This window comes from Nocardioides sp., from assembly GCF_047607365.1.
Taxonomy (GTDB): Bacteria; Actinomycetota; Actinomycetes; order Propionibacteriales; family Nocardioidaceae; genus Nocardioides.
In genome coordinates this window covers 18,381-31,828 of record NZ_JASGDD010000158.1, presented here as the reverse complement: position 1 = coordinate 31,828, position 13,448 = coordinate 18,381, and the positions used below count along the sequence as shown (strand labels likewise).

Genomic DNA, 13,448 nt, shown 5'->3' with positions numbered 1-13,448 from the left:
GCGCCGTCGTCGACGCCGTCGCCGACCGCGCCCCGCGCGCCGTCGCGTACGTCGCCTGCGACCCGGCCGCGCTCGCCCGCGACCTCGCCCTCTTCGCCGATCGCGGCTACCGCCTGGCGGACCTCCGCGCCTTCGACCTCTTTCCGATGACGCACCACGTCGAGTGCGTCGCTTTGGTCGTGCCGGCCGGCTGACGCACGATGAGCGCATGAGCTCGCACCGTCTGTCCCGACGTCCGCTCCGACGCCTCCCTCGCCTCACCTACGCCAACCTCGCCGCCACCGCGGCGCTCGTGATCGCGGTCGGCGGTACGGGTGTCCCGGTCGAGGCCGCGAAGGCGGTCAAGAAGATCGCCGCGAACGCCGTCGGGACCGCCCAGCTCAAGGCCAACGCCGTCACGGGCGCGAAGATCAAGGACCGGTCCATCACCGAGTACGACATCGCCTACGGCCGGCTCGGCGGCAACGAGATCAAGGACGGCTCCCTCGGCGGCATCGACGTGGCCGACGGGTCGCTGGGCGGGGCCGACATCGCGGACGGGTCGCTGGGCGGCGCGGACATCGCGGACGGGTCGCTGGGCGGCGACGACATCGCTCCTCGCTCCGTCAGCGGCCAGAAGCTGGTCGAGGGCAGCGTCGGCAGCTACGAGCTGACCGACAACTCGATCTCCAGCGCCGACATCGCGAACGACACGATCACCAACGACGACATCAAGGACGGCGCCCTGGCGGCCACGAAGCTCGCCCCCGACGCGTTCTGGACCCTGAGCCGCTACGTCAGCGGCGAGCCGATCGTCGCGGAGAGCACGATCAGCGGCTACGAGGACAGTGCCTACAAGGCGGACGGGACCGACGACGTACGCGCCGTGAGCGTGTCGTTCCCGGCGTGGATCTCGGGAGCGGTGTCGCCGACGATCGTGTCGGCGGGAGGCGGTGGCGTGTGTGGCGGGACGTTCGGCGACCCGGCCGCTCCGGCGGGACGGCTCTGCGTCTACGTGGCGTCCGGTGCGACCAACCTCGCCGACGGCGGGCTCGTCGTCCGCAACACGTCCAGCCGCGGCTTCTCGCTGACGCACACCCCGGCGGCCGCCGGGCTCACCGAGGTCCAGCTCACCTGGGCCTACACGGCCTCCTGACGTCCTCCTGACGCTCCCGTGGCGCTCCCGTGGCGCCCCCTGGACGATCGTCAGACGGCGGGCGGCTCGGGCTCCGCGGGCGCCTCGAGTGCCCCGAGCGCGTCGAGTGCCTGCGGATCGGCGACCCCGTCGCCGCGCAGGGACCGGCTGGCACGGCGGGCCGAGTCGGTGGCCTCGTTGATGGCGCCGTAGACGCGCCCCGAGATCCGGTCGTGTCCGGTCTGGATCCGGGCGCTCCGGTCCCGGGTGGCGGGGATCGCCTTGAGCACGGCGAAGGAGAGCCCGGCGACGGTCCTGTGCCCGAGCCGGGTCACCGTGGCGCCCAGGTCGACGGCGTCGGCCGCGCGCTGGGCTCCGTCGGCCAGCGGTGCGCGGATGGCCATGAGACGCGCCGCCTCCTCGCGCCAGGCGGCCTCGCGCATGAGGAGACGGCGTACGTCCTCGGCCTCCGAGGTCGCGGCGAGCCAGCCCCGTGCCAGGCGCACGGTCAGGACGGCCGCGGCCACCACGGCCACGATCCCGAGGAGGAGGACGACGGTCTCAGTCCCCGACACGGACCCGTACCTCGGCGGCGACGCCCTCGTCCTCGAGGGTCTCCATGATCTGCTTGCTGGCCTGGTCGTAGACGATGCGGGTGATCACCGTCGGCGTCAGCCCGCCGAGCAGCCGCGCGGCCCGCGACTGGCTGGCGGCGAGCTCGAGCGGGTTGAGGATCTCGATGGTGATGACCCGGCGCGGGCCGATGTCGAGGGTGACCGGCACCGCCGGCGGAGCGCCGGCCTGGGCCTCGACCTCCTCGTGCAGCGCGGCGACGGAGGCGCGCAGACTCCGGACCTGGCGGGTGAGCAGCGCGGCGGCGACGGCAAGGGGGATCGCGACGACGAGGGCGAGGACGGCCGCCACGGCGGCGAGGGTGCTCACGACCTCATCTTGGGGCATGGGGGCAAGAGACGCGCCGACATTCGATGTTCCCTCGATCTCGTGTATCTTGATATCAAGACATATTCCGCTCGAGGCGCACGCCCGCGATGAAAGGGCTGCCTTACTTACCTCGGCGGGGGGACAGACGGCAGGATGGGACCCATGGCAAGCAAGGACAGCTTCGGTGCGAAGAGCACCCTCTCGGTGGACGGCACCGACTACGAGATCTTCCGCCTCGACGCGGTGACGGGTGAGGGCCTCCCTGAGGGTGCTGTCGCCTCCCTTCCCTATTCGCTGAAGGTGCTCCTGGAGAACCTCCTGCGCACCGAGGACGGCGCCGACATCACCGCCGACGACATCGTGGCGCTCGCGGGCTGGGACGAGACGGCCGAGCCGGACAAGGAGATCCAGTTCACGCCGGCGCGCGTGATCATGCAGGACTTCACCGGCGTGCCCTGCATCGTCGACCTGGCCACCCTGCGCGAGGCCGCCACCGACCTCGGCGGCGACCCGACGAAGATCAACCCGCTGAGCCCGGCCGAGATGGTCATCGACCACTCCGTCATCGCCGAGGCCTTCGGCACGCCGCAGGCCTTCGAGCGCAACGTCGAGATCGAGTACGACCGCAACAAGGAGCGCTACCAGTTCCTGCGCTGGGGCCAGACCGCCTTCCAGGACTTCAAGGTCGTCCCCCCGGGCACCGGCATCGTCCACCAGGTCAACATCGAGCACCTCGCCCGCACCGTCTTCACCCGTGAGGTGGACGGCGAGCTGCAGGCCTACCCCGACACCTGCGTCGGCACCGACTCCCACACCACGATGGTCGACGGCCTCGGCGTCCTGGGCTTCGGCGTCGGCGGCATCGAGGCCGAGGCGGCCCTGCTCGGCCAGCCGGTCTCGATGCTCATCCCGCGCGTCGTCGGCTTCAAGCTCACCGGGGACCTGCCCGAGGGCTCGACGGCCACCGACCTCGTCCTCACGATCACCGAGATGCTGCGCAAGCACGGCGTCGTCGGGAAGTTCGTCGAGTTCTACGGCGCCGGCGTCGCGGCCCTGCCGCTGGCCAACCGCGCCACCATCGGCAACATGAGCCCCGAGTTCGGCTCGACCATCGCGATCTTCCCGATCGACGACGAGACCGTCTCCTACCTCCGCCTCACCGGCCGCGACGAGCAGCAGCTCAAGCTCGTCGAGGCGTACGCCAAGGAGCAGGGCCTCTGGCTCGACCCGGACTTCGAGCCGCGGTTCTCCGAGAAGCTCGAGCTCGACCTGTCGACGGTCGTCCCCTCGATCGCCGGCCCGAAGCGCCCGCAGGACCGGGTGGAGCTGACCGAGGCCAAGAGGTCCTTCCGCGGTGCTCTCGTGGACTACGCGGGCACGCCCGAGGACGCGGCCGACACCGAGGAGAAGGGCTACGACGAGGAGGTCGAGGAGTCCTTCCCCGCCAGCGACGCCCCCTCGCACTCGGGCAACGGCTCGCCGGCCCCGACCGACCACCTCTCCGCCGCGCCGAAGGACGGCGGCCGCGCCTCCAAGCCGGTCAAGGTCACCCTCGAGGACGGCACCGAGTTCACCCTCGACCACGGCGCGGTGACCATCGCGTCGATCACGTCGTGCACCAACACCTCCAACCCGAGCGTCATGATCGGCGCCGCGCTGCTCGCCAAGAAGGCCGTGGACAAGGGCCTGGCCCGCAAGCCCTGGGTGAAGACCACCCTGGCGCCCGGGTCGAAGGTCGTCTCGGACTACTACGACAAGGCCGGCCTGACGCCGTACCTCGAGAAGCTCGGGTTCAACCTGGTCGGCTACGGCTGCGTGACCTGCATCGGCAACTCCGGCCCGCTCATCCCCGAGGTGTCGGCCGCGGTGCAGGAGAACGACCTCGCCGTCGTCTCCGTGCTGTCGGGCAACCGCAACTTCGAGGGCCGGATCAACCCGGACGTGAAGATGAACTACCTCGCGTCCCCGCCCCTCGTCATCGCGTACGCCCTGGCCGGCTCGATGGACGTCGACCTGTTCCACGACCCGATCGGGCAGGCGGAGGACGGCAGCGACGTCTTCCTCAAGGACATCTGGCCCACCCCGTCGGAGGTGGAGGAGACCATCGCCGGCGCCATCGACTCCGACATGTTCTCCAAGGACTACGCGGACGTCTTCGCCGGCGACGAGCGCTGGCAGAACCTCCCGACGCCCACCGGCGACACCTTCACCTGGGACGAGGACTCGACCTACGTCCGCAAGGCGCCCTACTTCGACGGCATGGAGAAGACGCCGTCGCCGGTCACCGACATCGAGGGCGCCCGCGTGCTGCTCAAGCTCGGCGACTCGGTCACCACCGACCACATCAGCCCGGCGGGCAACATCAAGGCCGACAGCCCCGCCGGCAAGTATCTCGCGGAGAACGGCGTCGCCCAGCGCGACTTCAACTCCTACGGCTCGCGCCGAGGCAACCACGAGGTCATGATCCGCGGCACCTTCGCCAACATCCGGATCAAGAACCAGGTGGCGCCGGGCACCGAGGGCGGCGTCACCCGCGACTTCACCCAGGACGACGCCCCCGTCGTGCCGGTCTACGACGCGTCGGTGAGCTACCAGGCCGCGGGCATCCCGCTCGTCGTCCTCGGCGGCAAGGAGTACGGCTCCGGCTCGTCGCGCGACTGGGCGGCCAAGGGCACCTCGCTCCTGGGCGTCAAGGCGGTCATCACCGAGTCGTTCGAGCGCATCCACCGCTCCAACCTCATCGGCATGGGCGTGATCCCGCTGCAGTTCCCGGCCGGCGAGAACGCCGACAGCCTGGGCCTGACCGGGGAGGAGACCTTCTCGATCTCCGGCATCACCGAGCTCAACGAGGGTCGGACCCCGAAGACGGTCAAGGTGTCGACCGACACCGGCGTGGAGTTCGACGCGGTCGTCCGCATCGACACCCCCGGCGAGGCGAACTACTACCGCAACGGCGGCATCCTGCAGTACGTCCTGCGCAACCTGGTCAACGCCGGCTGACCCTGCTGTGTGACTCGCACAACACGCCCCGGCCGTCTCTGTGGCCGGGGCGTGTTCGTCTGGGACGATGGTGCGCGTGCTGATCGTGACGCTCGTGCTGCTGGTCGCCGCCGTCTCCGCCTACGCGGCGTGGCCGCGGCTCATCAGGCAGCCGCGTGAGCGGTCGCTGGCGGCCCGGCTCCGGGCGATCGGCACCATCGACGAGACGCTGGAGCACTTCGACCAGACCGTCAGCCGTGCGGACGCGACTCTCGTCGAGGTGCGCGACGTGATGGTGGAGCTGGTCGAGGTGATGCGCCGCGTGGACACCTCGCTGCGTCACGTCGACGAGACCATGGGCGACATCGGCTCGGTGGTCAACGACGTGGGCACCGCGGTCAGCACGGTCGACGAGGTCGCGCGTCGCGCGGTGCCGCTGCTGGCCACCCTCGAGCGCGTGGCGACGCCCGTGAACGCCGCGACCCGGGCGGCGCGGCGGGTGCGCCGCTCCGGATCGGGCAAGGGCGCGACGGAGGCGGGCGAGGAGATCCTCGACGAGAGCACCGCGGCGTCGTACGGCATGACCGGCTGAGCCGGCTAGGACGTCAGCCCCAGCTGGCTCAGCACCGCCTCGACGAGGCGCCGCGCCACGCCGGCGTTCTCCAGCAGCCATGTCTGGACCTCGGGCTCCCGCAGCCTCTTGGTGTCCTTGAGGACGTCCAGGTGCGGGTCGTCGAGGACGAGCACCAGCTGCACCAGCACCGGTGCGAGGTCGAGCTGCCGCGCGACCCCCACGATGTGGTCGATGAGGGAGGCGTCGAGGGTCGACTCCACGTTGACCAGGCTCGCCAGGATGGGCTGCTCGACCGCGTGGAGCGACGGCAGGACCTCGGCCCACACGTCGTGCTTGGCGATGGCCGCGATCAGGTCGTCGCGGGCGGCGGCGTCGATGACGCCGGCCTGTGCGACCAGGCGGGTTCGGGTCTCCTCCGAGAGCGACGTCAGGATGGTCACCGCGGCGTCCCAGGAGTTGCTCGCCGCGGCGGCCCGGATCACACCGCCGAGCCGGGAGTCGTCGAGCCGCCGGGTGATGGCGTCGAGCGCGCTCTGGTCGTCGGTGAAGAGGGCCACCTGGAGCAGCGCGTCGTCGGTGGCGCCGTCCACGACCTGCAGGGCGACGTCGACGTCGACGATCGCGACGAAGCGGCCCAGCACCAGGAACGCGCCCTTGGCGAGCAGGCGCCGCCCGATGTCCGCGACCAGGGCGTCGGGGAGCTGCCTCACGATCGGCGCGACCCGCTTGGGGTCGAGCGAGATCGACAGGTCGGTGAGGAAGGTCGGGTTGAGGTGCCCGGCCAGCCGGGCGGCCTCGCGCGGGTCGAGAGCGCCCGCCACCCGGGCGGAGAGCATCGGGCCGAGCGCCAGCTCGGCGATCTTGGCGGTCAGCGGCACGGGCAGCAGCTTGGACAGCGCCGCGAGGCGGCCGACGCGCTCCTCGTGGCGGGCGAAGAGCGCCTCCGCGACGATGCCGCGCAGCTCCCGCAGCTGCTCGGGGGTGCCGTCGGCCAGGAACTCCAGCTCCTGCTCCGAGGCGCCGAGCTCGTGCGCGAGCTTGGTGACCTCGATCCTGCTCGTGAGATCAGCCACGGCGGCCTCCCGGGAAGAGCAGCTTCTGCGCCGGGCCGCGCACCAGGCGCGGCACGAAGCGGAGCGCCTCGTCGAGGGCGCTGTCGAAGGCCGCGTCCTCGGACTCCATGGCGCGGGCGACGATCTCCTCCAGGCGGGCGAGATCCCCGCTCGCGTGGTCGCGCAGGGCGCTGAGCCGAGCTTCGGGAACGCCCAGGCGCTGGGCGAGGGGGGCGAGTTGGGTGCTCATTCGGGTCCTCTCGTGTGACGCGGGCCACGCTACTAGCGGTCGTCCGCGGCCCGGTGCCCGCCTCGACGCACGGACCTGAATGTCTAGACCGATTTGTTGCCGTGACGCGACCGTGAGGCCGCGCACGGCGCAGGGGCGAGGTGCTCGTCCTACGAGACGAGCGTCGCCCCCAGCTGTGCCTCGGTCGGCTCGAAGCCGACCGCCTGATACACGCGGTAGGCCGGATGGGTCGGGTCGGCCACGATGACGAGCGACTCGGCGCCGAGGCTCTCGAACGCGTACCGCCCGGCGTGCAGCACGAGCGTCGAGGCCAGCCCGCGACGCCTCCAGTCGGGGTGCGTCATCACGTCCTGGAAGCGCGCCGGGCGGCCCTCGCCGGTCGCGAAGATGCCCAGCCCGGAGACCATCTCGTCGCCGACGAAGGCGCCGAACCACTCGCCGGCCCCCGAGCGGGCCAGGGCGCGCTCAGCGGCCGCCTTCCGGCGTACGAAGTCCTCGAAGCCGGCGCCGAAGGTGTCCCGGTCGACGACCAGGGAGAGGGCGACCCGCTGCTCCCAGTCCTCGTCCGTCTCGAGCTGCCGGCAGGCCGCGTCGACGGCCGGCGGACGCCCCGGTTGCAGCCTCGTCGCCGTGAGCGCCCGGGACAGCTCGACGCGGTAGCCCGCGTTGGCGAAGACGCGCAGGTCCTCGAGCCGTCCCTCCGGGTCGTCGACGCCGAAGGCGCGATGCTCCGACTCCGGGAACGCGTCGTCGAAGACCTGCTCCCAGGCCGGCAGGTCGCGACGCAGGGGAGCGCGGCGCAGGAGCAGGAAGTTCCCCCACCGGTACGCCGGGTTGTCGGGCGTCCGGACCAGGACACAGGTCCCGTGGTCCTCGATCTCGCTCCCGGAGGCCTCCCGCAGGGCAAGGTCGGTCTGCCAGGCCTTCGAGAGGATCTCCATGGCGCGAGACTCTCTCGCATCGTGCGGATGCGGAGGTTTCACCGGGGTAAAGATCGCCGACGGTAGGGTGAGTCCATGGGTCTTCTCTCGACGCTGACGTCTCCGCGCGACCTGGACGACCTCAGTGACGCCGAGCTCGACGCCCTCGCCGCAGAGGTCCGCGACCTGCTCATCCGGACCGTCGCGACCAACACCGGCCACCTCGGCCCGAACCTCGGCGTCGTCGAGCTGACCCTCGCGCTCCACCGCGTCTTCGACTCCCCGCGCGACAAGATCGTCTTCGACACCGGCCACCAGTCCTACGTGCACAAGCTGGTGACCGGCCGCGCCGGCGACTTCGGCACGCTGCGGCGCGAGGGCGGCCTCAGCGGCTACCCGAGCCGGGCCGAGTCGGAGCACGACCTCGTGGAGAACTCCCACGCCTCCACCGCGCTCTCGTACGCCGACGGGCTGGCCAAGGCCTATGCCATCCGTGGCGAGGACCGTCATGTCGTGGCCGTCATCGGCGACGGCGCGCTCACCGGCGGGATGGCCTGGGAGGCACTCAACAACATCGCGATCGCCCACGACTCGCGGCTCGTGATCGTCGTCAACGACAACGGCCGCTCCTACACCCCGACGATCGGCGGCCTGGCGACCGCGCTCACCAGCCTGCGCACCAACCCGCGCTACGAGCGGATCCTCGACGTCGTGAAGCGGCGCCTGCCGTCGCTGCCGGGCGGCGGGACCACCTACGAGGTGCTGCACGCGGTCAAGAAGGGCCTCAAGGACGCGCTCGCCCCGCAGGGCCTCTTCGAGGACCTCGGCCTCAAGTACGTCGGCCCCGTGGACGGCCACGACCGGGCCGCCGTGGAGCAGGCGCTCAGGCAGGCCAAGGGGTTCGGCGGGCCGGTCATCGTCCACGCCATCACCCGCAAGGGCTTCGGCTACGACCCGGCCGAGCGGCACGAGGCCGACCAGTTCCACGCGCCCGGCCCGTTCGACGTGCAGACCGGCGCCGAGAAGCCCAAGGGCCTGATCTGGACCGACCACTTCGCCGAGCACATGGTCGCGATCGGCGAGCGCCGCCCTGACGTCGTCGCGATCACCGCCGCGATGATGCACCCCGTCGGGCTCGACGCGTTCCAGCGCCGCTTCCCGGAGCGGACCTTCGACGTCGGGATCGCCGAGCAGCACGCCGCCACCTCCGCGGCCGGCCTCGCGATGGGGGGCCTGCACCCGGTCGTCGCGCTCTACGCGACCTTCCTCAACCGCGCCTTCGACCAGGTGCTCATGGACGTCGCCCTGCACCGCTGCGGGGTGACCTTCGTGCTCGACCGCTCCGGCGTCACCGGCGACGACGGCGCCAGCCACAACGGCATGTGGGACCTCTCGATGCTCCAGCTGGTGCCCGGCCTGCGCATCGCGGCGCCGCGCGACGTGCCGCGGATGCGCGAGCTGCTCGACGAGGCCGTCGAGGTGGCCGACGCGCCGACCGTGGTGCGCTACCCCAAGGGGCCGCCGCCCGAGGAGATCCCGGCCGTCGACCGCGCCGGCGGTGCCGACGTGCTGGTCCGCACGGGGCCCCGGGACGTGCTGGTCGTCGCGGTCGGGGCGATGGCCACCACCGCCGTCGGGGTCGCCGAGCGGCTCGTGGCCCAGGGGATCGGCGTCACCGTCGTCGACCCCCGCTGGGTCAAGCCGGTCGATCCCGCCGTGGTCGCGCTGGCCGGCTCGCACCGGCTGGTCGTGACCATCGAGGACAACGGGGTCGTGGGAGGCGTGGGCGCCGTCCTGCTCCAGACCCTCGCCGCCGAGGGCATCACCACGCCGGTCCGCGTCCACGGCATCCCGCAGGAGTTCCTCGACCACGCCAAGCGGGCCAGCATCCTCGAGCGGATCGGCCTCACCCCCCAGACGATCGCGCGGAGCATCGTCGAGGAGCTCGCCGAGCCGGCGCCCACCGGAGTATCACTGCCGAGCTGACCGGGCATCCATGGAGACATGGACCTGCTGCGAACCAAGTCGGTCGAGACGTCGATCAGCGACACCGACGACCCCGGCTACCAGCTGAAGCGCAAGCTCACCGCGCTCGACCTGACCGTCTTCGGCATCGGCGTCATCATCGGCGCCGGCATCTTCACCCTCACCGGCAAGGCGGCTTCCCAGTTCGCCGGCCCCGGGGTGGTCTTCTCCTTCGTGCTCGCGGCCGTCTGCTGCGGGCTGGCCGCACTCTGCTACGCGGAGTTCGCCTCGACGATCCCGGTCTCGGGGTCGGCGTACACGTTCTCCTACGCCGCGCTCGGCGAGCTCATCGCCTGGATCATCGGCTGGGACCTGGTGCTGGAGCTGATGCTCGGCGCGTCGGTGGTCGCGCAGGGGTGGAGCACGTACGCCGTCACGTTCCTCGACGAGATCGGGCTGGGCTGGCCGGACGCGATCGGGCCGGCCGACACCGAGCACTTCTTCTGGGGGCACGTCAACGTGCTCGCGCTCCTGCTGGTGCTGCTGCTCACCGCGCTGATCGCGATCGGGATCAAGGAGTCGCTGCGGGTCAACCTCGTCCTCGTCGGCGTGAAGCTCTTCATCGTGCTCTTCGTCATCGTCGCCGGGCTCTTCTACATCCACGGCGCCAACTACGACCCCTTCATCCCGCCGCGGTCCGACCCGGTCGACACCGGCGGGCTCGCCCAGCCGCTCGTGCAGTGGGCCTTCGGCCTCCAGCCGCAGACGTACGGCGTGCTCGGCATCGTCTCGGGCGCCTCGGTCGTCTTCTTCGCCTACATCGGGTTCGACGTGGTGGCGACCACCGCGGAGGAGGCCAAGAACCCCCAGCGCGACCTGCCCCGCGGCATCATCGCCTCGCTCACGATCTGCACCGTGCTCTACGTCGCCGTCGCCCTGGTCGTCACCGGGATGGTCCGCTACGACAAGATCGACACCGAGGCCGCGCTCGCCAGCGCCTTCAAGGACGTGGGCCGCGACGGCTTCGCGACCCTGATCGCGGCGGGGGCGGTCGCCGGTCTCACCACGGTCGTCATGACGCTCATGATCGGCGCGACGCGCGTGCTCTTCGCGATGAGCCGCGACGCGCTGCTGCCGCCCGGATTCGGCCACACCAACAGTCGCACCGGCACGCCGGTCATGATCACGCTGACCATCGGCGGCCTGGTCGCGCTGGTGGCCGGGTTCACCCCGATCGGGAAGCTCGAGGAGATGGTGAACATCGGCACCCTCAGCGCCTTCGCGCTGGTCTCGGCCGCGGTGCCCGTGCTGCGCCGCACCCGCCCCGACCTGGAGCGCTCGTTCCGTGTCCCGCTCAGCCCCGTGCTGCCGATCCTCGCCGCCCTGGTCTGCGTCTACCTGATGGCCAACCTCAGCCTCGAGACGTGGCTGCGGTTCCTGATCTGGATGGCGCTGGGCTTCGGGCTCTACTTCGGCTACGGCTACCGCAAGAGCCGGCTCGCGACCGAGGCGGGCGCCGCCACAGTGTCACCGTGAGACTGTGGCGGCGCACGATGCGGCCGGTCAGTGGAAGCGGCGGCCGGTGACGGCCTCCGAGATCCCCTCGCGGTCGAGCAGCTGGGTGAGGCCGCCGTTCCAGAACTGGAAGCCGGCGCCGGTGATCATGCCGAGGTCGATGTCCTCGGGAGCGGCGGCGACACCCTCGTCGAGCATCCGGCGGGTCTCGTCGGCGAGCGCCTCGAGGGTGCGCCGGCGTACCTCCGGAGCGGTCAGCTCGGTGGTGCCGACCTCCAGCAGGGCCTCGACCTCCGGGTCGACGGTCTTCCCGTCGGGACCGTAGAACGAGCCCTTCTTCGCCTCGACGACCTTGTGCAGGTTCTCCGAGAGGTAGAACCGGTCGGGGAAGGCGTGCGCCAGCGTCTCGTTGTTGTGGTAGGCGATGGCCGGGCCCACGAGCGCGATCAGCTGGTACGGCGGCATCGGGGTCACCCCGGCGAACGCCTGGTCCACGACCGGGATCGGGGTGCCCTCGTCGGCGATCTTCGCGACCTCGCCCATGAAGCGGCCGAGGAGGCGGTTGACCACGAACGAGGGGCTGTCCTTGACGAGGATCATGGTCTTGCCGAGGCCCTTGCCGGCCGCGAACGCGGTGGCCAGCGCGGCCTCCGACGTCGCCTCGCCGCGGATGATCTCCAGCAGCGGCATGACGGCGACCGGGTTGAAGAAGTGGAAGCCCACGACCCGCTCCGGGTGCTCCAGCTCCGACGCCATCTCGGTGATCGAGAGCGACGAGGTGTTCGTGGCGAACACCGCCGTGGCCGGGGCGACCTTCTCGGCGTTGGCGAAGACGGTCTTCTTCACGCCCATCTCCTCGAAGACGGCCTCGATGATGAAGTCCGCGTCGGAGAAGGCGACCGAGTAGTCCGTCGTCGCCGAGACCAGGCCCTTGAGCCGGTTGGTCTTGTCCTGGTCCGACCGGCCCTTGGCCAGCCGCTTGTCGAGCTCGGCGTGGACGTACGCCACGCCCTTGTCGGCCCGCTCCTGGTCGAGGTCGACCAGCACGACCGGCACCTTGAGCCGCTGGACGAAGAGCAGCGCGAACTGCGAGGCCATCAGGCCGGCGCCGATGATGCCGACCTTGGTGATCGGCTGCGCGAGCGACTTGTCCGGCGCGCCGGCGGGGCGCTTGGCCCGCTTCTGCACCAGGTCGAAGGAGTAGAGCGACGCGAGCGTCTCGGGCTGCGAGACGGCCGCGGTGAGCGCCTCGTCCTCGGCCGCGAAGCCCTCGTCCTTCGACGCGGTCTTGGCGAGCGCGAGGAGCTCGACGGCCTTCTTCGCGGCCGGGGAGGCGTCGCCGGTCTTGGCCCAGGCGAAGAAGCCGGCGTTCTTGACGGCCTCGTCCCAGCCCGCGCCGCGGTCGATCTCCGCGCGCTCCACCGTCACGGTGCCGTTGAGCACGCCGTCAGCCCACAGGAGCGACTGCTCGAGGTAGTCCGCGCCGCCGAACGCGACGTCGGCGATGCCGAGGTCGACGACCTCCTTGCCGCTGCGCAGCACGGTGCCGTTGTTGAGCGGGTTCGAGATGAAGACCTTGGCGGCCCTCTCCGGGCCGATCAGGTTGGGCAGCAGCCACGCGCCGCCCCAGCCGGGGATCAGGCCGAGCATGACCTCGGGCAGGCCGACGGCCGGGACCGTCTCGATGACGGTGCGGTAGTCGGCGTGGAGCGCGACCTCGAGGCCCCCGCCGAGCGCCAGGCCGTTGATGAAGCCGAAGCTCGGCTTCCCGCCGTCGGCGAGCTTGCGGAAGACCGCGTGGCCGAGCTCGGCGATGGTGCGCACGCCCTCGGTGGGAGCCTGCTTGAAGGTGTTGAGGTCGGCGCCCGCCGCCAGGATGAACGGCTTGCCGGTCACCGCGACGGCATCGATCGAGTCGTCGGCCAGCGCGGCGTCGTACGCCGTGTTGAGCTCGACCAGGCCCTTCGGGCCGAAGGTGTTCGGCCGGGTGTGGTCGTGCCCGTTGTCGAGCGTGACCAGGCCGAGGACCTTGCCCGAGGGCAGGGTGACCTTCGAGAGGCGGGCGTAGGTGACGACCTCGTCGTCGGTGAACACCTTCTCGATGTCCACGAGAAGCTGGTTGATGTCAGTGGTCATC

11 protein-coding genes and 1 pseudogene are annotated in these 13,448 nt (G+C 71.1%); 6 read left to right on the top strand and 6 right to left on the bottom strand.

Annotation, left to right across the window (positions count from 1 at the left end):
* A pseudogene (locus QM572_RS12685) lies at positions 1–194 on the top strand (class I SAM-dependent RNA methyltransferase); the annotation flags it as partial.
* Between the two features lie 14 nt (positions 195–208).
* Positions 209–1,135 carry a hypothetical protein gene (locus QM572_RS12680; protein WP_415093643.1) on the top strand — a complete coding sequence of 309 codons (927 nt, stop codon included), beginning with the start codon at positions 209–211 and terminating at the stop codon, positions 1,133–1,135.
* A 50-nt stretch (positions 1,136–1,185) separates the two neighbouring features.
* Here the strand turns inward: QM572_RS12680 and QM572_RS12675 are convergent, their stop codons facing one another.
* A complete protein-coding gene (locus tag QM572_RS12675; RefSeq protein ID WP_415093641.1) occupies positions 1,186–1,689 on the bottom strand; it encodes a hypothetical protein in 504 nt (167 codons plus the stop codon).
* A complete protein-coding gene (locus QM572_RS12670) occupies positions 1,676–2,056 on the bottom strand; it encodes a hypothetical protein (protein ID WP_415093638.1) in 381 nt (126 codons plus the stop codon). The genes QM572_RS12675 and QM572_RS12670 overlap by 14 nt, the downstream gene beginning before the upstream one ends.
* 162 nt (positions 2,057–2,218) lie before the next feature.
* Here QM572_RS12670 and QM572_RS12665 point away from each other — a divergent pair, with 162 nt between their 5' ends.
* Positions 2,219–5,056, top strand: a complete 2,838-nt coding sequence (locus tag QM572_RS12665; RefSeq protein ID WP_415093636.1) for an aconitate hydratase — start codon at positions 2,219–2,221, stop codon at positions 5,054–5,056.
* Between the two features lie 76 nt (positions 5,057–5,132).
* Positions 5,133–5,627 carry a hypothetical protein gene (locus QM572_RS12660; RefSeq protein ID WP_415093634.1) on the top strand — a complete coding sequence of 165 codons (495 nt, stop codon included), beginning with the start codon at positions 5,133–5,135 and terminating at the stop codon, positions 5,625–5,627.
* A gap of 5 nt (positions 5,628–5,632) precedes the next feature.
* Here the strand turns inward: QM572_RS12660 and QM572_RS12655 are convergent, their stop codons facing one another.
* The 3 genes from QM572_RS12655 to QM572_RS12645 form a co-directional block, all read right to left on the bottom strand.
* Positions 5,633–6,682, bottom strand: coding sequence for a hypothetical protein (locus QM572_RS12655; RefSeq protein ID WP_415093632.1), 1,050 nt, complete (start codon positions 6,680–6,682; stop codon positions 5,633–5,635).
* Entirely contained in the window at positions 6,675–6,911 is a 237-nt protein-coding gene (locus tag QM572_RS12650) for a hypothetical protein (RefSeq protein WP_415093630.1), read from the bottom strand. Before QM572_RS12650 ends, QM572_RS12655 begins: the two co-directional genes overlap by 8 nt.
* A gap of 149 nt (positions 6,912–7,060) precedes the next feature.
* Positions 7,061–7,852: a GNAT family N-acetyltransferase gene (locus tag QM572_RS12645; protein ID WP_415093628.1), complete on the bottom strand. Its 792-nt coding sequence runs from the start codon at positions 7,850–7,852 to the stop codon at positions 7,061–7,063.
* A gap of 75 nt (positions 7,853–7,927) precedes the next feature.
* Here QM572_RS12645 and dxs point away from each other — a divergent pair, with 75 nt between their 5' ends.
* Together dxs and QM572_RS12635 are read left to right on the top strand one after the other, a co-directional pair.
* Complete coding sequence (gene dxs, locus QM572_RS12640) at positions 7,928–9,817, top strand: 1-deoxy-D-xylulose-5-phosphate synthase (protein WP_415093626.1); 1,890 nt, start codon at positions 7,928–7,930, stop codon at positions 9,815–9,817.
* An 18-nt stretch (positions 9,818–9,835) separates the two neighbouring features.
* Positions 9,836–11,332, top strand: coding sequence for an amino acid permease (locus QM572_RS12635; RefSeq protein WP_415093624.1), 1,497 nt, complete (start codon positions 9,836–9,838; stop codon positions 11,330–11,332).
* A 27-nt stretch (positions 11,333–11,359) separates the two neighbouring features.
* On the opposite strand, the gene QM572_RS12630 is transcribed toward QM572_RS12635, so the two are convergent.
* A complete protein-coding gene (locus QM572_RS12630) occupies positions 11,360–13,447 on the bottom strand; it encodes a 3-hydroxyacyl-CoA dehydrogenase NAD-binding domain-containing protein (RefSeq protein ID WP_415093622.1) in 2,088 nt (695 codons plus the stop codon).
* Between the last annotated feature and the right edge of the window lies 1 nt (position 13,448).